This is a genomic window from Corallococcus sp. AB030, from assembly GCF_003668965.1.
GTDB lineage: Bacteria > Myxococcota > Myxococcia > Myxococcales > Myxococcaceae > Corallococcus > Corallococcus exiguus.
This window is the reverse complement of record NZ_RAWQ01000164.1, coordinates 1-25,414: the sequence shown is the minus strand read 5'-3', so window position 1 is coordinate 25,414 and position 25,414 is coordinate 1. Positions and strand designations below refer to the sequence as shown.

Here is a 25,414-nt window from a genome sequence, read left to right as displayed (position 1 = left end):
CACCCACGCCGCCCACGGCCACCGCCCGGCCGCTCCACCTGGCGAAGCCGGAAGCCATCGAGTTCGAGTTCGGCCGGCCCCAGGCCACCGCCTGCAATTGTTTCAAGGGTGATGCCAGCGCGCAGGACGGGGGCGCGTGCGCCACGCCGCGCTTCGGCACGTACCTGCTCGCGCTGACGTGGGCCCCCACCTTCTGCCGGACCCATCCGGACAAGGAGGAGTGCGAGCACCTGGAAGGCACCTTCGGCGCGACGCACCTCACGATCCACGGACTGTGGCCCCAGTTCAACGACGAGGAGGCGCGAGAGCTCAACTGCACCTATCCGGCATTCTGCGGCGGGCTCTGCGAATGCCAGGGCAGCAATGCCCCTTCGAAGTGCTTCCCCGACCCCGCCACGATTCCACACGCCATGGGCACCTACGGGCCGGGCTTCATCACGGACAACTACTTCCTCGCGAACCACGAGTGGCCCAAGCACGGCAGCTGCACGGGGATGGACGCCCGGACCTACTTCCAGAGCACCATCGACGCGCTGCTGTCATTGCCGGGCGACCAGGGAACTCCGGCCGCGCTCACGGACAACGTCGGCGGGAGCGTGGCGCTGGAGAACCTGCGCGCCGCGTTCGGACAGCGCGACAGCGTCGCCTTCTCTTGCGACCCGAAGTGCAACCTCATGGAGGTCGGCGTCTGCTTCTCCGTGGATGCTCAACTGCGCCCCTCGGCGCCCATGACGTGCCCGACGAACGTCACCAGCGGCGCCTCCAACAACTGCGTGGGCAATGGCCCACAGCCCCGCTGCCCCATGGTGAAGATCCAGGCCGCGGTGCCCTTCGACAGCGGCGGGGGCGGAGGCGGCCCGTCCTCCACCTGCGGACAGCCGGGCCAGGGCCCCGCGTGCACGAATGATCAGCTCTGCCAGAACCAGGGCTGGGTGCGCTGCGCGCGCTCCGGGTGCTGCACCACCGTGCCCAAGCGCTGAATCAGGCCACGGCCTGGAGGTCGGCGTCGCGCGGCACCTTCGCGGCGGCGGTGCGCACCACCTCCGGGCTCGCGCCGTCCTTGTGGGCGTTCTCGCTCAGGTGCCGGCGCCAGGCTCGCGCGCCGGGCAGGCCCTGAAAGAGGCCCAGCATGTGCCGGGTGATGGCGCCCAGCGGCGCCCCCTGGCTCATCTGCGTTTCGATGTACGGCAGCATCGCGTCCACCACCTCGTGCCGCGTGAGGGGCGCCTGCGTGCTCCCGAAGAAGCGCCGGTCCGCGTCCGCCAGCAGGTACGGGGATTCGTAGGGCGCGCGGCCCATCATCACGCCGTCCACGCGGCCCAGGTGCTCCGCCGCCGCGTCCAGCGTCTTGATGCCGCCGTTGAGGCTGATGTCCAGGTGCGGGTACTCGGCCTTGAGCCGGTGCACCAGGTCGTAGCGCAGGGGCGGCACGTCCCGGTTCTCCTTGGGAGACAGGCCCTGCAGCCACGCCTTGCGCGCGTGCACGATGAAGCGCGTGCAGCCCGCGGCGGAGACGCGCTTCACGAAGTCCTCCAGCGTGGACCACTCCTCCAGGTCGTCGATGGCGATGCGCGACTTCACCGTCACGGGGATGCGCACCGCTTCGCGCATGGCGGCGACACCGCGCGCGACGAGGTCCGGCTCCGCCATCAGGCACGCGCCGAAGCGGCCGGACTGCACGCGGTCGCTGGGGCAGCCCACGTTGAGGTTGATCTCGTCGTAGCCCCACTCCTCGCCAATGCGCGCGGAGGCGGCCAGGTCCGCGGGCTCCGAGCCGCCCAGCTGAAGGGCCACCGGGTGCTCGGCGGGCGTGAAGCCCAGCAGGCGGTCGCGCTTGCCATGCAGCACCGCGCCCGTGGTCACCATCTCCGTGTAGAGCAGCGTGTGACGGGAGATGAGCCGGAAGAAGTACCGGCAGTGCCGGTCCGTCCAGTCCATCATCGGCGCGACACACAGCGGCATGGGGTAGGCCAGGGCAGTCATCGCCCTACCCATATCCGGACTCCCGCCGTCCGCCCAGGGTCTCCCGAGGCTCCCTCTGGAAGCAGGCGGACGACCGGGCTCAGGCGGTAGTGCCGAGCACCACGCCCTGCTCCGCGAGCCACGCGTCCACCAACCGCTGGCCGGCGTCCGTCAGGGTGAAGCCCAGCCCGGCCCACTGCTGGCCGTTGAGCATCACCACCTGACCCAGCGCGCGGGCGAAGGCCACCTCCGGAGTCGCCTGCTTGAGCAGCGCGCCCGCGTAGTGGTGCAGGAACAGGTCGAAGTTCTTCGCGAAGTCCGGGTGCCCGGGGAGCGAGTCGCTGCGCGTGTCCGCCGACACGTCATACGTCTGGATGACCGCGCCGAAGCCCAGCACGTCCACCAGGAACGCCTGCATCCGGTCCTTGCCGCGCACCCGCCCGGGCAGCCACCGCTCCGGCCCCGCCGACGTCTGGAAGGTCCACAGGCCGCGTTGACGCGTGGCGGCGAACGGCAGCCCCCCACCCCGCCGCTCCACCTGGACCGCCCGGCGCTGCACCCGCGGAGGCGAGCTCTCCGAACGCGCGGGGAAGTAGACGATGACCGCCGGTGTGGAGCGGGCGCAGTTCATGGGGGACACGACTCCAGAGGGGGAACACCTGCACCGGAATTATCCGGCGCGGACGCCCTGGAGTTGCTTCCCGGTCAACGCTTTTCAGGGGCCGCCCGGCATGGGCCCGGCGAGCGCCTCCACGGCTTCGGGGAGCGTGCCCCGTTCGAGCGCGGCGTGGAGGGTCATCATCTGGGCGGTCACCACCGCGCGCGACACCTTGGCGCCCGCGCCGTCGCGCACCAGCAGCTCCAGGGTGGCCTGGGCCAGGAGCAGCGGCAGCGTGGTGAAGGCGAGCATGTCCCGGGGCGCTCCCGCCAGGAACAGCGAGCGCACGTAGCGCGCCGCGGCGATCAGGTCCTGGCCCGCGAGCTGCTCCACGTCCTGGAGCTGCACGCCGTCCGGAAGCCACACGCGGCCCTCCTTCCGGTCCTGGCGCGCGTCCTTGAGGATGTTGACCAGCTGGAGCCCCTCTCCGAACAGCGGGGCCAGCGAGCGCAGGTTCGGCGCGTACAGCGCGAGGCGAGAATCCAGGACGAACAGCTCCGTGAGCAGCTCCCCCACCAGTCCCGCCACGATGTAGCAATAGTCACGCAGGGACTGGAGCGACCCGAGCTTCAACAGTCCGTCCTCGGACGCACCGGCCAGCACCTGCCCCATGCCCTGCACCGTCTTCAGCACGAAGTGGCGCAGGATGGCGCCGGCCTCCGGGCGCAGGGCGTCCAGGCTCGCCAGCAGCGTGGGCGTGCGCGCGAGCAGGTCCAGGTAGCCCGCGTTCTCGCTGGGGCGGCGCGACAGCCATTCGCGCGACAACGCCCCGGCGTCCGTGCCCGGCTTCTCCTGGAGCAGGGCTTCGAAGGCGGCCAGCGCCTCCCGCCGCTCGTCGCGCGTCCAGGGAGCGGCGTCCTCCAGCGTGTCGGCGACGCGCAACAGCAGGTAGCCCAGGCCCACCTCGCGGCGCAGCGGCTCGTCGAGCAGCGGGATGGCGAGCGCGAACGTGCGGCTGGTCCGCACGAGGAAGTCCGTCAGTTCGTCATCCCGGAACGGAAGGGCCGTCGCGGTGGGGGCGTCACTCAAGGAACCGTCCTCCGGGCACGGGCGTGCCTGCCGCCCGCGCCCTCACTGCCACAAGCCATCCACCGACACACGCGAGAACGTGCGAGCCCGGCGCGCGGGGCCAGGACGGACACCGCGCGCCCGGGTTTTACCGGTGCTTCAGGGCGCCGGAGCGACCGTGGGCTTCGGGGCCGCGGGCTGCGCGGGAGCAGCGGGCTGGGCCGGCGCGGCGGGGGCGGCGGGCTTCGGCTCCGGCTTCTCGTGCGACTCCAGGATCTTGCCGTTGTCAGCCGCGATGCGGCGGTACCACGCGTCCGGGTAGCGTGGGTGGCCCACCTTGCCCGTGTTGTCGCGCACGTTGCCGTCGATGTACTTCACGAGCAGCTGCTCACCCAGCTTGCGCCAGCGCGCGTGCACCTTGTCGCCCTGCTGCAGGGAGTACTCGGTGAGGTACTGGCGGGCCTGCTCCGGCGTCCGCTTGTAGAGCACCTGCGCGATGCTCTCGATGTTGGCCTGGTCCGCCAGGAACTGGCCCTCCAGGTCCCCCTGCGCCTTCTGCACGTCGACAATCATGTCGCTCCAGCGCCCGTAGGCCTGGTTCGACACCCAGTTGAAGACCCAGAAGGACGAGTCCCAGGAGAACTCGCCGCGGCTGGCCACGCCCTGGGAGAAGTTCTTCGGCACCTGCCGGATGCCCGCGTACATGGGCGTGTAGACGGTGGTGAAGGTGTCATCCACGCCGAACCAGAGCACTCCGCCAATGGCGTCCGGCAGCGTGGAGCGCATCTGCGCGACGAAGGAGAAGCCCGTCTGCTGCGTGGAGATGGCGCGCTCGTGCACGTAGCTCTTGCCGTCCACGTCCCACGTCATGGGGCGCCAGCGGTAGGGCACCGCATAGGGCCCCGCGCCCACGTCCTTGGACATGTCCAGCGGCGTGCCCTCGAAGTGGTCGCGCATGAGCGCCATGGCGTCCTGCACGGACACCTTCTTGTCCGGCTTCACCCACAGGGGCAGCCGCTTCGTGGTGTCCGCGCCGTCCGCGAACTCCACGCCCAGCTTCTGGGACGGGGCCGCGCGGCGGAAGATGCTCCACACGCGCGCCTCGCTGAAGCGCTGCCCGCCGAAGTCCAGCGGGTGGTACGTGTCCGCGAAGCTGAAGTCCTTGTCCGCGCCCGTGTACCAGCCCTTCGCGCGCGCGAAGGAGATGACGTCCGGCGAGTACAGCGTGGTGGCGCTGTCGTTGAGCGGGAACTGGCGGATGCGCGACTGGTTGGCGTGCGCGGAGATGTAGCCGTCCGGCAGCTTGCGGGCCACCCACACCGCGCCCTTCTGCCCCTCGCCCTTGCCAATCATCTCCAGGAGCCACGCCTCCTTGGGGTCGGCGATGGAGAACGTCTCACCGGTGGACGCGTAGCCGTACTCGGCGACCAGGTCCGTCATCACCTGGATGGCCTCACGCGCCGTCTTCGAGCGCTCCAGCGCGATGTAGATGAGCGAGCCGTAGTCGATGATGCCCGAGGGCCCCTCCAGCTCCTTGCGGCCCGTGAAGGTGGACTCGCTGATGGACAGCTGGTGCTCGTTCATGTTGCCCACCACCGAATAGGTGGCGGCCGGCTGCTTGATGCGGCCCAGGAACTTGCCGGTGTCCCACTCCATGACGTCGCGCATGGAGCCGGCCGCGTGGCGGCGGGCGGGCGTGTAGTACAGCTCGCCGTACAGCTCGTGCGCGTCCGCCGCGTAGGTGATGAACGTGGAGCCGTCCGTCGTGGCGCCCTTCGTCACCAGCATGCTGGTGCAGGCGTCCGCGACAACGGGGGCGACGAGCACCGCCGTCAGCGGCAGCGCGGTGAAGAGGGTCGAAGGGAATCGGTTCATGGCGGCGCAATCTAGCAGGACCGCCGCCCGCTGCCCGCCCAGACAGGTTGCCCGGCACCCGAGCGCCCGGGCCCCGGCAGCCCTGCCGCATGACGCCATGCGAGAAGCCGATGGCCGTTGAGCCCCGCGCTACTTCCCGGCCCCCACGTTGGATGGCACCCGCCGTGAGGGGACGCTAGGGTTGCCTTTTCCTGCCCGGGGCGTTCCGAACCCCAGGGCTCCCTTTGGAGGAAACCGTGACGGAGATCGTGGTGGGCCTGGTGGTGTTCTTCGTCCTCACGGTCGTGCTCGGCCCCGCCCTGTGGAGCTCCCGCATCTGGTGGAGCAAGGCGGACCGCGAGCAGGTGAAGGACAAGCACGGCCGCCCCCAGAAGGGCCCGAAGGACGCCTAGGGGACGGCCGGCTTGCGGTACCTGGCGGCTACTCGTCGTTCTGGCGCAGCGCCGCCAGCACGTTGAGGTCCTCCAGCGTGGTGGTGTCCTGCGAGGACTGCTTGCCCGCGGCCACGTCGCGCAGCAGCCGGCGCATGATCTTCCCGGAGCGCGTCTTGGGCAGCCCTTCCGCGAAGCGGATGACATCCGGCCGCGCGATGGCGCCAATCTCCTTGCCCACGTGCACGGCCAGCTCCTTCTTGAGCGCTTCCGAAGGCGCGTTGCCCTGCTTGAGCGTCACGAAGGCGACGAGCGCCGTGCCCTTCAGGTCATCCGGGCGGCCCACCACGGCGGCCTCGGACACCTTCGGGTGCGCCACGAGCGCGCTCTCCACCTCCGCGGTGCCCAGGCGGTGGCCCGCCACGTTCACCACGTCGTCCACGCGCCCCATCAGCCACACGTAGCCGTCCGCGTCCGTGCGCGCGCCGTCGCCGGTGAAGTACATGCCGGGCAGCTCGCTGAAGTACGTGTTCACGTACCGCTCCGGGTCCCCGTACACGGTGCGCAGCATGGACGGCCAGGGCTTCGTCACGAAGAGCAGCCCACCCTGCCCCTTGGGCACGCGCTTGCCGTCGCGGTCGAGAATCTCCGCGTGGATGCCGGGCAGCGGGAACGTGGCGGAGCCGGGCTTGGTGGGCGTGGCGCCGGGCAGCGGTGAAACCATGATGCTGCCCGTCTCCGTCTGCCACCACGTGTCCACGACCGGGCAGCGCCCCCCGCCGATGACGTCGCGGTACCACATCCACGCCTCGGGGTTGATGGGCTCGCCCACGCTGCCCAAGAGGCGCAGCGAGGTCAGGTTGTGCTTCTTCACCGGTTCGTCGCCCAGGCGCATGAAGGCGCGGATGGCGGTGGGCGCGGTGTAGAGGATGGTGGCCTTGTAGCGCTCGATGATGTCCCAGAAGCGGTCCGGGCCCGGCTGCGTGGGCGCCCCCTCGTAGATGATGGTGGTGACGCCGTTCATCAGCGGGCCGTAGACGACGTACGTGTGGCCCGTCACCCAGCCCACGTCCGCGGTGCACCAGTAGACGTCGTCATCGCGCAGGTCGAACACCCAGCGCGTGGTGAGCGACGCGTTCATCGCGTAGCCGGCCGTGGTGTGCAGCACGCCCTTGGGCTTCCCGGTGGAGCCGGACGTGTAGAGGATGAACAGCGGGTGTTCACTCTCCACCCACTCCGGCTCGCAGACGTCGGACTGGCCCTTCACCAGCGCGTCCCAGGCCAGGAACTTCGGACCTTCGGGCAGCTTGCCGTCACCGGTGCGGGTGAGGACGATGACCTTCTCGATGCTGGGGGCGTTCGGGAGCGCGGCCTCCACGTTCTTCATCAGCGGCACCACCGCGCCCTTGCGCCAGCCGCCGTCCGCGGTGAGCAGCACCTTGGCGCCCGCGTCCTTCATGCGGTCCTGGAGCGCTTCCGCGGAGAAGCCGCCGAACACCACCGAGTGCACCGCGCCCAGCCGCGCGCACGCCAGCATCGCGACGGCGGCCTCCGGCACCATGGGCAGGTAGATGCCCACGCGGTCGCCCTTCTTCACGCCCAGCGACTTGAGCCCGTTGGCCAGCCGGTTCACCTGCTGGGACAGCTCTCCGTAGGTGAGGGTGCGGCGGTCGCCCGGCTCCCCCTCGAAGAGGATGGCGGGCTTGTCCTTGAGCTTCGGCAGGTGCCGGTCCAGACAGTTGTAGGCGAGGTTGGTCTTCCCCTCGACGAACCAGCGCGCGTGGGGCGGCTTCCAGTCCAGCACCGTCTGGAAGGGTTCCTTCCAGTAGAGCTCCTCGCGGGCGCGGTCGCCCCAGTACTTGTCCGGATCCTTCGCGGCTTCGTCCCACAGCCGCTGATAGTCCTGCATGTCGCGGATGTGGGCCCGCCGGGAGAAGTCCTCGGGCGGGGGGAAGACGCGGGACTCGGTCAGGACCGAGACGATTTCCTGCGGGTCTGCCATGGGCGTTCCTCCAGCTGGAGCGTGGGAACAGCCCCCATGTTGTAGGAAGCCCTCCTCGCTATCTCAAGGGTTCCCTTCGCAGCGGGTGTTCCCCTGAACGCCGTCGAAGCGGATCCACAGCTCGCAGGTGCAGTCCGTGTTGTTGTTGGCGTCGTAGGCCAGCCGCATCTGCCCGCTGAACTTCGTGGCGCACACGGTGGTCGCGTCCAGGTGCACGCGGACCTGGTCGAGCAGGCACTCATTCGTCCCGTCGACGGTGGTGCTGACGTTGGCCACGCTGCCGTCGGCGGTGAACGCCTCGCCGTCCTCCAGGACGTAGCCGAGCAGCTGCATGTTCTGCACGCCGAAGTCCGCGCGCACCACGCGTCCGGCGATTTGAAGATTCAACTGGAGGTTGCCCTGGAACTGCTCCAGGAGGCCGCAGTCGTCGCGCAGCGTCTCCGTGGGGATGAGCTCGTACACACCCTCGTTCTGGCTGTAGGGCAGGCAGCCCGCCAGGGTGGAGGCCAGGAGGGCGGTGAGGCTGAGGCGTCGCAGGGTAGACACGGCACGCACCATCGCCCACGGGAGGCATCCGGAACGGGCGCTCGCCAGGGGGCTTTGGGTAGAGTGCGACGCCATGCCTGAATACCGCAACCCCAAACCCACCGTGGACTGCATCATCGAATTGTCCGGAGAGCGCATCGTGCTCATCCGCCGCGCGAACCCGCCGGTGGGCTGGGCGCTGCCGGGCGGCTTCGTGGACGAGGGTGAGCCCCTGGACAAAGCGGCCATCCGCGAGGCCAAGGAGGAGACGGGCCTGGACGTGACGCTGGAGGAGCAGTTCTTCAGCTATTCGGATCCGAAGCGCGACCCGCGCCTGCACACGATTTCGACGGTGTTCATCGCGAAGGCGACGGGCGAGCCGGTGGGCGCGGACGACGCGGCGGAGGCGAAGACGTTCACCGTGGACGCGCTGCCCAAGGACCTGTGCTTCGACCACGGCACCATCCTGTCCGACTACCTGACGTACAAGCGCACCGGGAAGCGCCGCAAGCTGTAGGCGTAGGACGGGCCTCCACGGATGCACTACCTGTTCGTCCTCCTGGCGCTCGGAGCGCTGCTCATCGTCCATGAGCTGGGGCACCTGGTGGCCGCGCGCCTGTTGGGCGTGCGGGTGCCGCGCTTCACCGTGGGCTTCGGGCCGCCGCTGCTGTCGTTCCGGCTGGGCGGGACGCAGTTCGTGCTGGGCGCGGTGCCGCTGGGCGCGTCCGCCAATCTTCAAGGGATGAACCCGCACCGCTCCGCGGAGGAGGACACATCCGGGTTCGGCACGCTGGGGCCGCTCAAGCGGATGGCCATCATCCTGGCGGGGCCGCTGGCGAACTACGCGGTCGCGCTGGGGCTCTTGTTCGCGCTGTATTCGTCCGGGACGCACGTGGTGGTGCCGCTGACGGTGGGCACGGTGCTGCCGGGTTCGGAGGCGGCGCGGGCGCAGCTGTTGCCCGGAGACAAGCTGGTGGCCGTGGCCGGCAAGCCGCTGGCGAGCTGGTCCGACTTCGTCGCGCGGGTGGCGGACGGGGTGGGCGGGCAGCTGGAGCTTTCGGTGGACCGGCACGGCGAGCCGCGCACGGTGACGGTGCGGCCCCGGGCGGACGAGCGCGGCGCGGGGCGCATCGGCGTGAGCCAGCAGTACGTGTTCCGCACGCACGCGCCTGGAGAGGCGTTCACCCAGTCGCTGGTGCACACCGGGCGCGTGGCGTCCGAGGCGCTGTCCACGCTGGTGGCGATGGTGCGCGGGCCGGAGGTCGCGGGCAAGGCCGGGCCGGGCGCGATGATGCGCCAGGAGTCGTCCGACGTCGCGTCGTCCACCGCGTCCGGGACGGATGCGCTGGTGCGCGCGCTGGTGGCGGCGTCCGTGGCGCTGGCGATGCTGACACTGGTGCCGGTGCCGGGACTGGATGGCGGCCGGGTGCTGCTGCTCGCCATCGAAGCGGTGAGTGGCCGGCGCATCCCGCCTCGCGTGGAGACGGTGGCGCAGACGGCCGGGTTCCTCTTCCTGTCCATTGGCATCGTGGCCACGGCGGGCGCGGAGATCCGCCGCGCGCTGCCGTCGTCAGAGGCTCCTCCCCCTGGCGTGAAGGCCCCCGCTGTCGCGCCCGTCGCCACGCCCGCGACTGTCGTCCTGGATGCGGGCGTCCTCGCGGTGGCGAGCCCCGCGCCGGTGGCGCCGAAACCCGTGGCCGTGGCGCCCGCGGTTCCAGATGCCGGGACGTCCGCGACCGTTGTCGTCCCCAAGGTGCAGGACGCAGGCACGGTCGTGTCCGCCACCGCGCAGCCGGATGCAGGGACATCCGTGTCCGCCGTTGCGCCTCTGGATGCAGGGACGTCCGTGTCCACCGTTACTCCTCTGGATGCAGGGACGTCCGCGTCCGCCGTCGCGCCTCTGGACGCGGGGACGTCCGCGCAACCGGCGCGCGTCGTGACGCCGTTGCCTCCCTGAGGCGTCCGTCCGCCTGCTCCACTGCCCTCCTTCCAGGAAGCGGAGCCATTGTTGGATGGCAGGTGCCGCACGGTCGCAATCCACCTCGGTGATTGCACGACCGCGTGTGCGCCAATAGAAGCCCAAGGCTTCTGCCACCTCGCGCCGCCCATCAGAGATCCGCATGATCCAGCCCCCGCCCCCCGTCATCCCCCCTTCCGAGGAGCGCCACTTCGCGGGCGGCGGCGAGATGGGTGAACTGGTGCGCTCGATGGACTGGTCGCGCACGCCGTTGGGTCCGTCACGCGACTGGCCCGTCAGCCTGAAGACGATGGTGGGCGTCGTCCTCCACAACCGGTTCCCCATGCTCATGTGGTGGGGCCCGGAGATGATCCAGGTCTACAACGACGCGTACCGTCCGGTGCTGGGCCGCAAGCACCCCGGCTCCCTGGGCGCGCCGGGCGAGACCATCTGGTCGGAGATCTGGGACGTCGTCGGCCCCATGGCCCGGGGCGTGCTCAACGGCGGCCCCGCGACCTGGAGCGAGAACCTGGCGCTGTTCCTCAACAGCCGGGGATTCGTCGAGGAGACGTTCCACACGTTCTCGTACAGCCCCATCCCCGACGAGCAGGGCGGCGTGGGCGGCGTGCTCGTCACCGTGCGGGAGACGACGCAGGAGGTGCAGTTCGACCGGCAGCTGCGCATGCTGCGCGACCTGGCGGCCCGCTCCGCCGACGCGAAGTCCCCGGAGCAGGCCTGCCTCACCAGCCTGGACGTGCTCGCGGGCAACGACCTGGACCTGCCGTTCTCCCTGCTCTACCTGCTGGACGCGAACGGCGACACCGCGCGCCTCGCGGGCAGCAGCCGGTTGCCCGACACCGTCCTGGCCGCGCTGCCCACGCAGCAGTCCCTCTCCTCCGAGTCCGGCACCGACTGGCCCTTCGCCGAGGCCGCCCGCACCGGTGACTCCGTCATCGTGAAGGACCTGGGGCAGCGCCTCCACGCCCTGCCCGGCGGCCGCTGGAACACGCCGCCATCGCTCGCCGTGGTGCGCGCCCTGACGCAGCCCGGCCAGTCCCGGCCGTCCGGCTTCCTCGTGGGCGGCGTCAGTCCCCGGCGGCTGCTCGACGCGAGCTATCACGCCTTCTTCCAGGCCACCGCCGAGCAGGTCGCGGCCTCGGTCGCCAACGCGCGCGCCTACCAGGAAGAGCGTCAGCGCGCGGAGGAACTCGCCGCGCTGGACCGCGCGAAGACGGCCTTCTTCAGCAACATCAGCCACGAGTTGCGCACGCCGCTCACGCTGCTCCTGGGTCCCACCGAGGACGCGCTCGCCAGTCCCGAGCGAACGCTCCAGGGCGACCCACTGGAGACGGTGCACCGCAACGCCGTGCGCCTGCGCAAGCTGGTCAACACGCTGCTGGACTTCGCGCGCATCGAGGCCGGGCGCGTGCGCGCCGCCTACGAGCCCACCGACCTGGCCGCCCTCACCGCCGGGCTCGCCAGCGCCTTCCGCTCCGCCATCGAGCGCGCGGGCCTGGTGCTCGACGTGCACTGTCCGACCCTGCCGGAGCCGGCCTGGGTGGACCACGAGATGTGGGAGAAGATCGTCCTCAACCTCGTCTCCAACGCGCTGAAGTTCACCTTCACCGGCACCATCACCGTGGCGCAGGCGCTGAAGGACGGGCACATCGAGCTGCGCGTCACCGACACCGGCACCGGCATCCCCGCGCACGAGCTGCCCCGCCTCTTCGAGCGCTTCCACCGCGTGCACGGCGCCCGCGCGCGCTCCCACGAAGGCTCCGGCATCGGCCTGGCGCTGGTGCATGAGCTGGTGCGGCTGCACGGCGGCACCCTCACCGTCCAGAGCGAGCTGGAGCGCGGCACGACCTTCACCGTGTGCATCCCCACGGGCTTCGCCCACCTGCCGCCGGAGCACGTGACGTCCGCGAAGAGCCAACGCTCGCTGCCCGCGGGCGCGGACCCCTACGTGCGCGACGCGCTCGGCTGGCTGACGGACGTGCCATCCTCGCCGGCCAATGACCACGGGACGCCCCCAACCCTCGACCCGGCGTCGCTGGGGATGGAGGAGCGCGGGCGCGTGCTGCTCGCGGACGACAACGCGGACATGCGCGAATACGTGGGCCGGCTGCTCGGCGCGCACTGGACGGTGGAGGCGGTGGCGGACGGAGAGTCCGCGCTCCAGGCCGCGCTCGCCCGGCCCCCGGACCTCATCCTGTCCGACGTGATGATGCCCCGGCTGGACGGCTTCGGGCTGCTCCAGGCCCTGCGCGCGGACGAGCGCACCCGCACGGTGCCCGTCATCCTGCTGTCCGCCCGCGCGGGCGAGGAGGCCCAGGAAGAGGGCCTCAACGCCGGCGCGGATGACTACCTGGTGAAGCCCTTCTCCACCCGCGACCTGCTCGCGCGCGTCACCGCGCAGCTCACGCGCTCCCGGCTGCGCAAGCTGGAGGCCGCGCACGGCGAGCGGCTGGCGCGCATCTTCCAGCACGCGCCCGTGGGCATCGCCATCCTGCGCGGCCCGGAGCACGTCTTCGAGTTCGCCAACCAGAACTACCTCAGGCTCGTCGCCAACCGGGACGTGACGGGCAAGGCCATCCGCGACGCCCTTCCGGACCTGGCGCGCCAGGGCATCTACGAGCTGCTGGACGGCGTCTTGACCACGGGCGAGCCGTACATCGGCCGCTCCCTGCGCGTCGTCTTCAACGACGGCCCCAACCAGTCCGCGCGCGAGGTGTTCTTCGACTTCGTCTACCAGCCCATGAGCGACGCGAAGGGCCAGGTGGAGTCCATCATCGTGGTCGCCTTCGACGTGACGGAGCTGGCCACCGCGCGCCGCGAGGCGGAGGCCGCCAACCGCGCCAAGGACGAGTTCCTCGCGATGCTCGGCCACGAGCTGCGCAATCCCCTGGCCCCCATCCTCACCGCGCTCCAGCTGATGCGCCTGAGGGGTGAAACGGCGGCGGTGCGTGAGCGCACGCTCATCGAGCGGCAGGTGACGCACCTGGTGCGCATGGTGGACGACCTGCTGGACGTCAGCCGCGTCACCCGGGGCAAGGTCACCCTCAAGCGCGAGCGCGTCACGCTCACCGACGTGGTGGCGAAGGCCATCGAGCAGATCAGCCCCCTCATCGACCAGCGCCAGCACACGCTGGAGGTGGACCTGCCTGACCGCGGCATGGACCTGAACGGCGACCCCACGCGCCTGGCGCAGGTGTTCGCCAACCTGCTCACCAACGCCGCCAAGTACACGGAGCCGGGCGGCTTCCTGGCCGTGACGGGCACGCGCGAGGGCCGCGAGCTCGTCCTCAGCGTGCGCGACACCGGCGTGGGCATCGCGCCGGAGATGCTGCCACGCGTGTTCGACCTCTTCGTGCAGGAGCATCAGGCCCTGGACCGCTCGCAGGGCGGATTGGGACTGGGGCTCGCCATCGCGCGCAGCCTGGTGACGCTGCACGAAGGCGCCATCAGCGCGCACAGCGCGGGCCGGGGCCGCGGCAGCACCTTCACCGTGCGCCTGCCCGCGCTGGAGGCGGAAGCCCCCGCCGCGCTGCCCACGCCGCAGCCCGGCGCGCTCGTCCCCCAGGAGCCCACCTCCGTGAGCGCGCGCGTGCTCATCGTGGACGACAACCGGGACGCGGCGGACGTGCTCTCCGAGTCCCTGGAGTTCCTCGGCTGCACGACGCGCGTGTCCTACGACGGCCCCAGCGGCCTGGAGGCGGCGAAGGAGTTCCGCCCTGAAATCGCGCTCCTGGACATCGGCCTGCCGGTGATGGACGGCTACGAACTGGCCCGCCTGCTGCGCCAGCAGGAGGAGCCTCGTCCCCTCAAGCTGGTGGCGGTGACGGGGTACGGCCAGGAGTCCGACCGCCAGCGCTCCAAGGCCGCGGGCTTCGACGCGCACCTGGTGAAGCCGCTGCACTTCGAGACGCTGGAGGCGCTGCTCAAGGACCTGACGGGCGCCTGAGCAGCAGGCCGCCCGTCGTCCAGGGGACGTCCAGCCTCACGAAGCAAAGGCCGGGCGGCGGCCAAGGCCTTATGCTCCGGCCCGACATGCCCACGCCTTCCGCGCCCTCCGCCTCCGTGGCGGACGGCGGACTCTTCTGCGAGCTGTACTGGGGCACCTCCCTGGCGGAGGCCTGGAGCTATGGCCCCGAGCTGGGCCAGGTCCACGCCGCGCCCGACGAAAAAGCCCCCCTGCCCCTCTACGGCTTCACGCTGCCGGAGGAGCCCTTCCTCCTCGCCGAACGCACTCCGAAGGGCTGGCGCATCCACGTGCCGCCGTCCGCCCGCGTGGAGAAGAGCCTCAAGGGCCACGACTTCCAACCGGTGGGCCCCGACGAGCTGACGGGCGCCCCGGGCCGCACCGCGGTGGAGCTGCGCGAGGGCATGACGCTGCGCCTCGTGGAGGGCGAGCTGAACCTGCTGCTGCAGCCGTCGGTGGTGAAGGAGCGCGCGGGGCGCTTCCGCGTGCGGGACGTGGCCTGGCTCATCACGGTGGCCATCCTCTTCCTGAGCGCGCCCGTCGCCTTCCTCGTCATGGGGCCGGATCCGGCGCGCATGGCCGCGAACAACGCGCGGGCGCTGCAGGTGGCCCACGACAAGGAAGAGGCGCGGCGCAAGGCCATGGGGTTGGACAAGCCGATGAAGCCCATGACGGAAGCCGAGCGCGCCACGCAACAGCAGGACGGCGGCGTGCGCGTCACCGTCCCGGCGAGCTTCGGCGTGCGCTAGGACGCGGGCTCAGGGCCCCAGGCCCACCCAGACCTCGCCGTCCTCGAAGTACTCCTTCTTCCAGATGGGCACGTCCTGCTTGAGCCGCTCGATGGCGTACTCACAGCCCAGGAAGGCCTCCTTGCGGTGCGCGGACGCCGCGGCGATGACGACGGCCAGCTCGCCCGGCACCAGGGTGCCCACGCGGTGCATGATGGCCAGCCGCGTGCCCGGCCACGTCCGCGCCACCTCGTCGCCAATCTCCGTGAGCTTCGCCTCCGCCATGGGCGCGTAGGCCTCGTACTCCAGCCGGAGCACGCGCCGGCCCTTCGTCTGGTCGCGCACGGCGCCGGAGAACGTCACCAGCCCGCCCGCCCCTTGCGAGGCCACCGCGTCCACGACCTCCGCGAGCTGGAGCGGCCGGCCCACCACGGAGAAGAGGCGCGGCGCCCCACCGGCCACGGGCGGAATCAACGCCAGCTCCGCGTCCGGCGCCACCGGTGAGTCCAGCCCCACGAACTGCTGCTGCACCGCCACGCGCAGGTGCGGCAGGAGCGGCGCCAGCGGCGGATGCTTCGAGGCGAGCAGCGCGAGCACGTCCGAGACGCGCGCCCCGGGCGGCACGTCCAACGACTCGCGGGACAGGCCCGCGCGCTCGCGGGCCGCGGCGAAGTACAGCACCGTGACGGACATGGCCTGCCTCCTGCTTGCGTGTCCCTAGCGCTCGCGCAGCACGACGCGGCCCTGGAGCCGCCCGCCGCCGTCCACCGGGGAGAAGTCGAGGAACCCGTACTCGAAGGGGGTGAACTTCTCCAGGAGCGCCGTCACGAAGAGCTGGCTCATCAGGAGCTTCGCCGTCGCGACGCCCGGCACCGAGCGCACCCCGGCGAGGTCCGCCCGCAGCTGCCCCATGTCCACCATCAGCGACAGGTGGCCCGGCCCGAACGCCTCCGCGCCGAAGCGCGTGCGCAGCGTCTTGCCCACGTCCCCCAGCTCGCGGCCGTTGAGCACCTCGCCCGCCTCCAGCGTGGCGCGCTCCGGGGTGAGCGTGAGCGACACCGGCTGCTCCATGAGCCGCGTGCGGAAGCGCGTGGTGCCGCCCTGCGCCTCCTTCTGGAAGACGAGCCCGTTGTCCTGCAGCTGCTTCTGGATGAGCTGGAGCACCGGCGGCACGGACGCGAGGCCCGCCTCCATCACCACCGTGCCCTTGGGCGCGGGGCGCTGGTCCTGGATGAAGCTCCGGAAGAAGGCCGCCGCGTCGAAGTAGACGAGCATCGTCACGTCGCCGCGCAGCGCCTTGAGAAGCGGCTCCGCGTCCAGCCCCTGCTTGCGCCAGCGCTCCAGCGTCCGCTGCCGCCGGGGCGACTCCGGCGAGCCGAACACCAGCCGCGCCAGCTCCTCCGGAGGCACCGACAGCTGCGCCGCCGCCACCGGCCCCACCGCCGCGCGCCCTAGCAGCTGCGACGCAGGCCCCCGCGCGCCGCCCAACAGCGGCCGGGACGAGGCCAGGAAGCCGTCCAGCTCCGCCTGGTCCGCCTGCACCGCGAGCGCGCCGAAGAAGCCGCGCACCGGCATGTCCTCCTTCTCCGCCTCCGGCACCGGCGGCGCGGAGAAGAGGAACACGCTGCCGTCGCGCACCTTGCCGCGCAGCTCCGCCAGGAGCGCGTTCTCGGAGATGCCCGGCCCGGACAGCGCCTCCACCTTGCGGCGCACGAGCTCCACGTCCGGAGACTCCGCCACCGCCAGCGCCTTCACCGTCTCCCCGGGCTCCGGCGCGTCCGGCGAATCCGGCACCGCGAGGTACACGTAGCCCCGGTCCGCGAAGAGCAACATGGCGTTGCCGCCGTCCACCGGCTCCACGCGCGCGCTGCCGTCCTCGCGGGGCAGCACCCGGTGGCCGGCGCTCCGCAGCTCGCGCACCACGGCCGCGAGCGCCGCCCGCGAATCCGTCACGCCCAGGAGCGCCACCACTCCGTCGAAGTCCGGAAGGAGGAAGAAGCCGAAACCCTCCTCGGGGTCCACCTCCGAGGGACCGGGCCCCAGGCTGCGCAGCAGCAGCGGCACGAGCGGCGTGTCCGCCAGCGTCTGGCGCATGTTGCCCTCGCCCACCAGCCGCCCGTAGAAGTTCACCAACCCCTCCACGTTGCCGCGCAGACGGGGCACCCACAGCACGGTCTGCGCGTCCTCGGGCACCGCGCGGAGCACCGGGCGCGGCACCACGGTGAGCACCACCCGGGCCAGCTCCTTGTCTCCGTCCAGCGCCCGCACGGTGTAGCGGCCGGCGGTGGCCCACGCGTGGCGGACGCCCGGCACCGTCTGGGGCGGCGTGCCGTCCCCGAAGTCCCAGGTAATGGAGGGCGCCTTCGGGGAGGTGGAGCCGAAGGCCTCCGGCACTCCCGCCTCCAGCGTGCGCTCAGGTCCCAGGTCCGCCCTCAGCCCCCGGCAGCCGGAGGCTCCCAGGCCCACGGCGGCCAGGAGAAGGAGGAACGGAAGCGGGGACGGGTGCGCGCGCGGTCGGGAGGCCATGGGCCTTTCGGTTAGTAGTCCAACGCCAGACCGAACATCCAGCGCCGGCTGCCCAGGTTCAGGCCCTCGCCGCCGAAGTTGTTCACATCCGCATGCGTGTACTCGGCGAAGAGGTACGAGTGGTTCACGCCCAGGTCCGAGTCGAAGTCGCGCGCGAAGCGCGGCTCCAGCACGTCCAGGAGGAACGACACGCCGGCGGTGCCTCCCCAGCCCCACTTGCCGCCGCTGCCCTTGCTGCCCTCCACCTCTTCCGTGGCGCTGCCCTTGGTCATCCACCAGGGGGAGTAGATGAGCCCCAGCTTGGCGTACGGCACCAGCGGGATGCCCCAGCGGAAGGCCGCGTAGTCGAACTTGTAGAAGGCGTTGAGCTGGATGGGCAGCACCTTCAGCGCCGCCTTGTCCGCCGCCGCCGAGCCGTCATCCAGCTTGGCGTCCGCGTACTTCTCCCCGTAGCCCAGGCCCAGGCCCAGGCCCGCCGTGCCGATGCCCTGGTAGAAGAAGCGCTGGAGCTCCCCCTCGACGAGCAGCAGCGACGTGTCACCGAAGGTGTCCTTGTACGGCGTGTTGCCGTTCAGGGCCTTCTCGGTGTCGATGCGCGGCTTGTAGCCGCCCGCGCGGAAGATGACCGCGCCCGTGCGCGGAGAGCGCGTGGGGATGGTCACCTCCTGCGCCACCGCCGGTACCGCCAAGAGAAGCGCCGCGACTCCCAGGCCCACAGCCGTGCTGCTCATGACACCTTCCTCCGAGACGACAGCCAGATGCCCAGGGCGGCCAGCACCGCGCCACCCGCGATGCCGCCGCCGGTCGCGGCACACCCGCCGCGCTCCTGACCGCCATCTTCCACATAGGCATCGAACAAACCATTGCTCTTCACGGGCGTCGCATCCACCTGGGTGGACCCCGTGCTCACGTTGCCCGCGGCGTCGATGATGGTCGCCTGGAGCCGGTACGTCACGCCATTCGTGAGGCCGTTGACGACGACGTTGCCCTCGCCGGACGCCTTGGTGACGCGCGTCACCGGCCCCGTGGTGCCCTCGAGCGCCAGCGCGCCCACCAACCCCTGCCCGCCGTCCTCCGTGCCCGCGTCCACGTCCGTCCCGGCATCGGTGTCCGTGCCGGCATCCGCATCCGTCCCGGCGTCATCCGAGCCCGCCGTGGCCACCCTCGCCGCCTCCACCACGACGGTGGAGTTCGCCTCCGCGCCATCCACCTGCACCGACAGCGCCGAGTCCCGGGCGATGACCTTGGCGATGCTGGGCGTGGCGGGCGGCTGCGGGTCGTACTTCACCACGAAGGGGGGGCTGCCCACGTTGGAGAAGGTCTCCTGGCAATCCAGCCCCAGGCTGCCGCCCAGCCGCCGCGCGGACGCGCACAGCTTGAAGGAGATCTCCGTGTCCTGGGTGTCGCACGTCGTCACGGTGCCCGCGTCCGAGTTGCCGCCGCGCGCGGCGAGCGCCTCCCCCACGGTGAAGGTCACGACGCCGTTCGTCGCCGTGTTGGCCGTGTCGAGCGAAGCCAGGACCAGGTCCGTGGACGCGGGCCGCGTGCCGCAGGTCCCCGTGGTCACGTAGAGATAGATCGAGTCCTCACAGGCACTCCCGCTGCGCTGCCAACTGAAGCGGCGCTCCTGGCCACATTCACTCTTGGGCACCGTGACGGTGTTGTTCGTGGCGGTGGACGAACTCGTGAACACCACCGTGGGCCCCGTCTGGGCCACGGCCGTGGACGCGAAGAGCAGGAGGCCAATGAAGGGAAGGCGCATGGATGGGCTGGAAGCTAGCAAGGGCGGGGCCACCCTCAAGCCCCGTCCAGACGGCCTGTTTCCCAAGGAAAACCCCGGGTTCGCGCGCCAAACAGGCAAGGTGCCCCCGGGGGCTTTGCCAAAATGTCAGGAGGGGCGTTCCGCCAGCTTGAGGCCCGCGTCCACCAGGTGGGCGGCGGCCCGGCCGGCGTTGTCCACGGACGCGAAGAGCGTCACCCACTCCGGGGCCTGGGGGAAGGCGCGCACCCGGCCCACGTGGACGGCCGGGTCGCTCATCACCAGCATGGGCATGGGGTAGATGCGCTCGCCGGGGGCGTCCAGCACCTTGAGGGAGGGAGACGTCTTCAGCGCGGCGCGCACCTGCTCCACGGGGCCCGGCTTCTTCAGCTGCACGTTCACGGTGAGGCCGTGGCCGTGGAAGGTGGGCACCTGCACGGCGGTGCCGGCCAGGACGGGCGTCTCGCCCAGGGCGGAGAACAGGCGCGCGGCCTCCAGCGTCCAGCCGCCCTCCTCTTCCGTCCACGGGCTGTTCACCATGAAGCCGCCCACCTGGGGCACCAGGTTGAAGCCCACGCGGTGCGGGAAGACCTGCGGCTCCGGCTCGCGGCCGGACAGCAGGTCCGCGGTCTGCTTCTCCAGTTCGGAGATGCCGCGCACGCCCGCGCTGGAGGCGCCCATCAGCGCCGTCACCTGCGCGCGCACCACGCCGAACGCGCGGCGCAGCGGCTCCACCAGGTGCACGGTGGCGCTGGTGACGATGCCCGGCAGGCTCACCACCCGGCCCTTGAAGCTGAAGCCCGGCCCCAGGGCCTCCGTGTTGAAGCCCGGGAGGATGAGCGGCACGTTGCCGTCGCTCCGGAAGGCGCTGCTTGCGTCCACCACCCACGCGCCCGCGGCCTGCGCGGCCGGGGCCAGCTTGCGGGACGCCTCCGCGGGCGTGGCCAGCAGCACGACGTGGATGCCCCGGAAGGCCTCCGCCGAGGCGAGCTCCACCTCCAGCGTGTCCTCGCCGTACTCCACCTCCAGGCCCTTGGAGCGCTCCGAGCCGAAGGCCCGCACCTGCTCCATCGGCACGTCGCGCGCGTACAGATTGGCCAGCACCTCGCGGCCCACCACGCCCGTGGCGCCCACCACGGCAATCCGAAGGTTCTCTCTCATGACGCGCTCCTTTACGTCAGCGCCTCCGCCCACGCGAGCACGACGAAGCGCCCTTCAGGCGGAGGCTTCAGTCTTCCTTCAGCCGCGCCGTGGGCGCGGGGCCCGGCAGCGGCGGGAACTTCGGGTTGCGCTCCGGCTCGGAGGCGCGGACGTAGTGCGGCTCCAGGGCGAACAGCGCCTCCTGGGAGTACGCCTCCGGCAGCCTCGCCAGCCGCCCCACCTCCACCGCGGACGGGAAGGCCGGGCCGGACAACAGCCGGTGTGGCGCGACGCCGTGCTTCTCCAGCGCCTGGCGGTAGTCCGCGAGCGCGGGGCCCAGGGCCACGGCCTCCGGTTCCGCGGCCATGCGCTGGGCCACCTCCTCCGGCGACATGGCCGTCTCCGGCGCCAGCGCCTCCACGGCGAAGCCCACGCGGCGGAAGGCGCCCAGGTAGAGGTCGTCCTTGCGCGCCACGGCGAGGCAGAACAGCGGCACGCCCTCCGGTCCCTCCAACGCCACCGCCGCCAGCGATGACGCGCCGGCCACCTTGAGGCCCGTGGCGTACGCCAGCGCCTTCACCGTGGCCAGGCCGATGCGCAGGCCCGTGAAGGACCCCGGCCCCAGGCCCACCGCCAGCCCCTCCAGGTCCTTCAGCTTCAGGCCGTGACGCTGGAGCAGATCCCCGACGACGCCGGGCAGCGCCTCGCTCTGCTTCTCTGGCGGAAGCACCACCACGTGCTCCACGGCGCGCACGTCCGTCCCCTGGCGTTCCACCAGGGCAAGCGACAGCGTCAGCGTGGAGGTGTCCAGCGCGAGCAACACAGGCGACATCCCTTCTTTCGTTTCAAGGCACTCAGGCCGGAACGGCCCAGAACTCCACCGGCACCTGCGACACGCGGTCGCTGCCGCACCGGTACAGCCGCACGCGCGCCAGGCCCTTGTCCAGCATGCCCAGCTGCTTCGCCGCGGCCTTCGACACGTCGATGATGCGGCCGTCCACGAAGGGGCCGCGGTCGTTGACGCGCACCTCCACCTGGCGGCCGTTCTCCATGTTCATCACCTTCACGCACGACCCGAAGCGCTCCGTGCGGTGCGCGGCGGTGAGGGCGTTCTGGTTGAACTTCTCCCCGCTGGCGGTGGGCCGGCCGTGGAGGCCGGGACCGTAGAAGGACGCGACGCCCTCCCCCAGGTAGTTGCGGGGCATCTTCTCCCGGCGCGTCACCTTCGTTCCCCCTTCACCGGAAGAGGTCTCCGGCGGCTGGGGCTTCGCCGCGCGCGACGCGCAGCCAGCGAAGAATCCCATCCCCAGCAGCAGGAGCGCGGTACGTCCTCGCATCATCACCTCGCTAGCGGGTCACGTCGTTGGTCACGGCCAGCAGCATGAGCAGGATGAGCAGCGCCAGGCCCACCATGTTCGCCACCTCGCGCACGCGCACGGGGATGGGGCGGCGGCGGATGCCCTCCCACGCGGCGGACAGCAGGTGGAAGCCGTCCAGCACCGGGATGGGCAGCAGGTTCATCACGCCCAGGTTGATGGAGATGATGGCCATCAGGTTGAGGAAGCTGTCCAGGCCCTGCTCGGCGCTCTTGGCGGCCAGCTGGTACATCATGATGGGGCCGCCAATCGTGCTGGGCGACACCTTGCCCACGAACAGCCCGCCCAGCACCTGCACCATCTGCCCGACAATCTTCGGGACGATGAGCGCGGCCTCCTTGAAGGCGGCGGCCGGGCCCAGGTCGATGGTCACCTTCTCCACCGGCGGCAGGTCCGCGCTGCTGTAGCTCCACGGGCGCACGCCGAACACCAGCGGGGCGCTCGTCTGGCCGTAGTCGTCGCGGGTCTTGAGCGGCGCCTGCGCAAGCTTCTCCGTGCGCTCACCCTGGGCACCGCGCCAGGTGAGCGTGAAGGGCTGGGCCTGCAGACCGTTGAGCACCGTCGCCAGCTTGTTGAAGGACTTCAGCGGCGTGCCGTTGATGGCGACGATGCGGTCGCCCGGAACGATGCCCGCGCCTTCCGCCACGCTGCCGGTGGCCACGCTCGCCACGTAGAGGTCCACCGCCTCCGCGCCCAGCGCCGCCGCGCCCTCGCCGGGCTGACGCGGCAGGGACACCTTCACCACTTCCGGCAGCCGGCCGGTGACGGCGCCCACGTCCACGGGGGCCAGGCGCGCCACGCTCAGCTCCATGGGGGTGCCTTCCGGCACCTTGGCCACCTCCCGGTAGAGGGCGGCCTCGTCCTGCACGTGCACGCCGTTGACGGACAGCACGCGGTCAAAGCTCTTCAGGCCCGCGGTGGCCGCGGGGGACGTCGGCGGCACGCCCACCACCGGCGGCTGCGGGTAGGGGCTCACGCCAATCATCCCGCGCTCGATGGTGTCCACCGGGGACACCTCCGAGCTCTTCTCCGGCGTCACCTCCACCACCTGCTGCTGCCCGTCGCGCTCCAGGGTGATGGGGACGGGGCGGTTGAACTTGCCGACGAACGCGTCGCGCATGTCGTCGAAGGTGCGGACCGGCTCGCCCTCCACGGACAGGATGCGGTCTCCGGGGCGGACGCCCGCGGCGGCGGCGGCCATGTCCGGCGACACCATGCCCACGCGCGTGGACAGCGTCTCCTGGGGCCCCAGGAAGACGAAGAAGTAGACCAGGATGGGGAACAGCAGGTTGAAGGCCGGGCCCGCGAGCACAATCAGCCCGCGCTTCCAGGGCGGCTGCGCCAGGAAGCCGCGCGCGGCCTCTTCCGGCGGGAGCTCTTCGTGCGGAAGGTCTCCGGCCATCTTCACGAAGCCGCCCAGGGGCAGCAGCGCCACCTGGTACTCCGTCTCCCCCTTGGTGAAGCCGATGATCTTCGGTCCGAACCCGATGGAGAACTTGAGGACCTTCACTCCGCAGGCCTTGGCCACGAGGAAGTGGCCAAGCTCATGCACCGTGACGAGCACGCCCAGCAGGAGGATGAAGTACCCGAGGTTCAGGAGCATGGCCGGAAGAGTAATCGCGCCCCCCGGGGCGGACAACGCACAACGCACGCCGCAAGGCGGGCGGGCAGGCGCGAAATCAGGCACTTACGGCAGCAGGTGCCTCACGAACTGCACATAGACGAACACCAGCGGCGCATTGAAGATGAGCGCGTCGATGCGATCCAGCACGCCGCCGTGTCCGGGAATGAGCTTTCCGGAGTCCTTCACGCCGTACGCGCGCTTGAGCATGGACTCGCACAGGTCGCCCACGGGGCCCAACAGGCCACCCAGGATGCCCAGCACCACACAGTCCCACACGGTGAAGATGGGGAAGAAGCCGAGCTTGGCGACGAACATGCCCAGCACGGAGCCGACCATGCCGCCGAAGAAGCCCTCCCACGTCTTGTTCGGGCTCACCGCGGGGTAGAGCTTGTGCTTCCCGAGGAAGCGGCCGGCGAAGTACGCCAGCGTGTCGTTGGCCCAGGTGATGGTGAGCGCGCAGATGACCCACGCGTGCCCTTCTGGAAGCAGGCGCAGCGCGGACAACGCGGTGAGGCCAATGGAGCCGTAGAGGAAGCCCGTGACGAGGTGCGCGGCCCGGGTGGGGGCCTCCGCGAGCACGCCCCGGAACAGGTTGTAGATCCACGCGAAGAAGAAGAAGACGGACGTCAGCCAGAAGGCCGCCTCGCCCGTGCGCGCGGCGTCTCGCAGAGGCAAGAGCGGCATCACGAAGGCGAAGGCCATGCCCACCCAGGCGGCGGCGCCCAGGCGCTTCTGCGTGATGAGGTAGTACTCGCCGGCGCACACGGCCGCGGCGGCACCCAGGAGGATGGCGCTGGAGTACCCGCCCAGGAACAGGAGCAGGAGCACCAGCGGCAGGAGGGTGACGCCTGTGACAACGCGGATGAGGAGGTTCTTGTTCTTCTCGTTCACGCCTTGGCCCGCTGGGGGGTGTCGTCCCGGTTGACCTGGGCGGACGTCAGACCGAAGCGCCTTTCGCGGCCCTGGAACTGCGACAGGCAGCGCAGGAACTCTTCGGTGCGGAAGTCAGGCCACAGGGCGTCGGTGAAGCACAGCTCGGCGTACGCCAGTTGCCAGAGCAGGAAGTTGGAGATGCGCTGTTCGCCGCTGGTGCGGACGATGAGGTCCACCGGCGGCAGTCCGGCGGTCCACAGCCGTGACTCCAGGTCATCAGCGTCCAGGTGCGCGGGGTCCAGCTCGCCACGGGCAGCGGCCTGAGCCAGGTCGCGCGCGGCGCGCAGGAGTTCCTCGCGGCCGCCGTAGGAGAGCGCCAGGGTGAGCACCATGCCCGTGTTGTGGGCGGAGTCCGCCCGGAGGCGCTCCAGCGGCTCGCGGACGTAGCGGGGCAGCTTGTCCACCTCGCCGATGGCGTTGAGGCGGATGCCGTTGTCGAGGATTTCCGCGCGCTCGGACTCCAGGTACTCGCGCAGGAGGTCCATGAGGCCGGCGACCTCTTCCGGCGGGCGGGCCCAGTTCTGGGAGGAGAAGGCGTAGAGGGTGAGGGCCTGGACGCCAACACGGCGGGCGGCGCGGGTGACTTCCCGGACGCTCACGCTGCCCTCGCGGTGGCCCTCCAGCCGGGGCTGGCCGCGAAGCTCGGCCCAGCGGCCGTTGCCGTCCATGATGATGCCCACATGGCGCGGGAGTGGCCGGGCCTTGACCTGGATCTCAAGGGCGGTGGGCAACACTGTGGGGGGGCGATCCATGAAGCCGCGCACCCTAGCGGCGGCGCCGCGTCGCGTCCACGGGCGCGTGGCCGCCCGGTCCCTCTGGGGTGTTGGATGGTCGCCTGCTGGGGTTGAACGGTTCGAGAGGGGACATGAACCCGGCTAAAGTGGTCTTCCATGAAAACTCCTCATGGGTGTCCTTCCTTCCGGGTGCTCGGCGGGCTGCTCGGGTTCTGGGTGTTCGGGGCGGGTCCGGCCTTCGGGCAGGCGGCGGG

Annotated in this window: 22 protein-coding genes; 6 read left to right on the top strand and 16 right to left on the bottom strand. The window is 71.0% G+C overall.

The window, feature by feature from the left end; all coding sequences use genetic code 11:
• Positions 1-980: hypothetical protein (locus D7Y15_RS31255; RefSeq protein WP_199746001.1), on the top strand; the 980-nt coding region annotated here is incomplete at its 5' end.
• Position 981: 1 nt separating this feature from the next.
• Here D7Y15_RS31255 and dusA read toward each other — a convergent pair.
• The 4 genes from dusA to D7Y15_RS31235 all read right to left on the bottom strand — a co-directional run bounded on the left by dusA (position 982) and on the right by D7Y15_RS31235 (position 5,503).
• Positions 982-1,983 (bottom strand): tRNA dihydrouridine(20/20a) synthase DusA, encoded by a 1,002-nt coding sequence (dusA, locus tag D7Y15_RS31250; RefSeq protein ID WP_120578776.1) that lies wholly within the window; start codon positions 1,981-1,983, stop codon positions 982-984.
• 79 nt (positions 1,984-2,062) lie between these two features.
• A complete protein-coding gene (locus D7Y15_RS31245) occupies positions 2,063-2,593 on the bottom strand; it encodes a hypothetical protein (RefSeq protein ID WP_121754855.1) in 531 nt (176 codons plus the stop codon).
• A gap of 84 nt (positions 2,594-2,677) precedes the next feature.
• On the bottom strand, positions 2,678-3,649 hold the full coding sequence (locus D7Y15_RS31240) for a squalene/phytoene synthase family protein (protein ID WP_121754854.1): 972 nt from the start codon (positions 3,647-3,649) through the stop codon (positions 2,678-2,680).
• Between the two features lie 138 nt (positions 3,650-3,787).
• A complete protein-coding gene (locus D7Y15_RS31235; RefSeq protein WP_121754853.1) occupies positions 3,788-5,503 on the bottom strand; it encodes a dipeptidase in 1,716 nt (571 codons plus the stop codon).
• Positions 5,504-5,739: 236 nt separating this feature from the next.
• Here D7Y15_RS31235 and D7Y15_RS44880 point away from each other — a divergent pair, with 236 nt between their 5' ends.
• Positions 5,740-5,895 carry a hypothetical protein gene (locus tag D7Y15_RS44880; RefSeq protein WP_158624492.1) on the top strand — a complete coding sequence of 52 codons (156 nt, stop codon included), beginning with the start codon at positions 5,740-5,742 and terminating at the stop codon, positions 5,893-5,895.
• A 28-nt stretch (positions 5,896-5,923) separates the two neighbouring features.
• Here D7Y15_RS44880 and acs read toward each other — a convergent pair whose 3' ends face one another.
• Together acs and D7Y15_RS31225 are read right to left on the bottom strand one after the other, a co-directional pair.
• The gene (gene acs, locus D7Y15_RS31230; protein WP_120578780.1) at positions 5,924-7,876 is read right to left on the bottom strand and encodes an acetate--CoA ligase; all 1,953 of its coding nucleotides are present in this window, start codon (positions 7,874-7,876) and stop codon (positions 5,924-5,926) included.
• 63 nt (positions 7,877-7,939) lie between these two features.
• The gene (locus D7Y15_RS31225; protein WP_233605158.1) at positions 7,940-8,422 is read right to left on the bottom strand and encodes a hypothetical protein; all 483 of its coding nucleotides are present in this window, start codon (positions 8,420-8,422) and stop codon (positions 7,940-7,942) included.
• Positions 8,423-8,495: 73 nt separating this feature from the next.
• On the opposite strand from D7Y15_RS31225, the gene D7Y15_RS31220 reads away from it, so the two are divergent.
• From D7Y15_RS31220 to D7Y15_RS31205, 4 genes are all read left to right on the top strand, one after another.
• Positions 8,496-8,918 carry an NUDIX hydrolase gene (locus D7Y15_RS31220; protein ID WP_120529920.1) on the top strand — a complete coding sequence of 141 codons (423 nt, stop codon included), beginning with the start codon at positions 8,496-8,498 and terminating at the stop codon, positions 8,916-8,918.
• A gap of 21 nt (positions 8,919-8,939) precedes the next feature.
• The gene (locus D7Y15_RS31215) at positions 8,940-10,358 is read left to right on the top strand and encodes an RIP metalloprotease (protein WP_120578782.1); all 1,419 of its coding nucleotides are present in this window, start codon (positions 8,940-8,942) and stop codon (positions 10,356-10,358) included.
• A 163-nt stretch (positions 10,359-10,521) separates the two neighbouring features.
• Positions 10,522-14,322: an ATP-binding protein gene (locus tag D7Y15_RS31210; protein WP_121754851.1), complete on the top strand. Its 3,801-nt coding sequence runs from the start codon at positions 10,522-10,524 to the stop codon at positions 14,320-14,322.
• An 86-nt stretch (positions 14,323-14,408) separates the two neighbouring features.
• A complete protein-coding gene (locus tag D7Y15_RS31205) occupies positions 14,409-15,089 on the top strand; it encodes a hypothetical protein (RefSeq protein WP_121754856.1) in 681 nt (226 codons plus the stop codon).
• Positions 15,090-15,098: 9 nt separating this feature from the next.
• Here D7Y15_RS31205 and D7Y15_RS31200 read toward each other — a convergent pair whose 3' ends face one another.
• The 10 genes from D7Y15_RS31200 to uppS all read right to left on the bottom strand — a co-directional run bounded on the left by D7Y15_RS31200 (position 15,099) and on the right by uppS (position 25,178).
• Positions 15,099-15,761 carry a molybdenum cofactor biosynthesis protein MoaE gene (locus tag D7Y15_RS31200; protein ID WP_120578784.1) on the bottom strand — a complete coding sequence of 221 codons (663 nt, stop codon included), beginning with the start codon at positions 15,759-15,761 and terminating at the stop codon, positions 15,099-15,101.
• Positions 15,762-15,785: 24 nt separating this feature from the next.
• On the bottom strand, positions 15,786-17,594 hold the full coding sequence (locus tag D7Y15_RS31195) for a PKD domain-containing protein (protein ID WP_121754850.1): 1,809 nt from the start codon (positions 17,592-17,594) through the stop codon (positions 15,786-15,788).
• An 11-nt stretch (positions 17,595-17,605) separates the two neighbouring features.
• Positions 17,606-18,325 carry an MXAN_2562 family outer membrane beta-barrel protein gene (locus D7Y15_RS31190; protein WP_120578786.1) on the bottom strand — a complete coding sequence of 240 codons (720 nt, stop codon included), beginning with the start codon at positions 18,323-18,325 and terminating at the stop codon, positions 17,606-17,608.
• Entirely contained in the window at positions 18,322-19,356 is a 1,035-nt protein-coding gene (locus D7Y15_RS31185) for an MXAN_2561 family MXYO-CTERM-anchored protein (RefSeq protein ID WP_121754849.1), read from the bottom strand. The genes D7Y15_RS31190 and D7Y15_RS31185 overlap by 4 nt, the downstream gene beginning before the upstream one ends.
• A 126-nt stretch (positions 19,357-19,482) precedes the next feature.
• The gene (locus D7Y15_RS31180; protein WP_121754848.1) at positions 19,483-20,514 is read right to left on the bottom strand and encodes an aspartate-semialdehyde dehydrogenase; all 1,032 of its coding nucleotides are present in this window, start codon (positions 20,512-20,514) and stop codon (positions 19,483-19,485) included.
• 67 nt (positions 20,515-20,581) lie between these two features.
• Entirely contained in the window at positions 20,582-21,325 is a 744-nt protein-coding gene (gene tsaB, locus D7Y15_RS31175; protein WP_121754847.1) for a tRNA (adenosine(37)-N6)-threonylcarbamoyltransferase complex dimerization subunit type 1 TsaB, read from the bottom strand.
• Positions 21,326-21,347: 22 nt separating this feature from the next.
• Entirely contained in the window at positions 21,348-21,830 is a 483-nt protein-coding gene (locus D7Y15_RS31170; protein WP_120578793.1) for a septal ring lytic transglycosylase RlpA family protein, read from the bottom strand.
• 10 nt (positions 21,831-21,840) lie between these two features.
• Positions 21,841-23,472 (bottom strand): RIP metalloprotease RseP, encoded by a 1,632-nt coding sequence (gene rseP / locus D7Y15_RS31165; protein WP_120578790.1) that lies wholly within the window; start codon positions 23,470-23,472, stop codon positions 21,841-21,843.
• A gap of 84 nt (positions 23,473-23,556) precedes the next feature.
• Positions 23,557-24,384, bottom strand: a complete 828-nt coding sequence (locus D7Y15_RS31160; protein ID WP_120578791.1) for a phosphatidate cytidylyltransferase — start codon at positions 24,382-24,384, stop codon at positions 23,557-23,559.
• Entirely contained in the window at positions 24,381-25,178 is a 798-nt protein-coding gene (gene uppS / locus D7Y15_RS31155; RefSeq protein ID WP_120578794.1) for a polyprenyl diphosphate synthase, read from the bottom strand. The genes D7Y15_RS31160 and uppS overlap by 4 nt, the downstream gene beginning before the upstream one ends.
• Positions 25,179-25,414 lie beyond the last annotated feature (236 nt).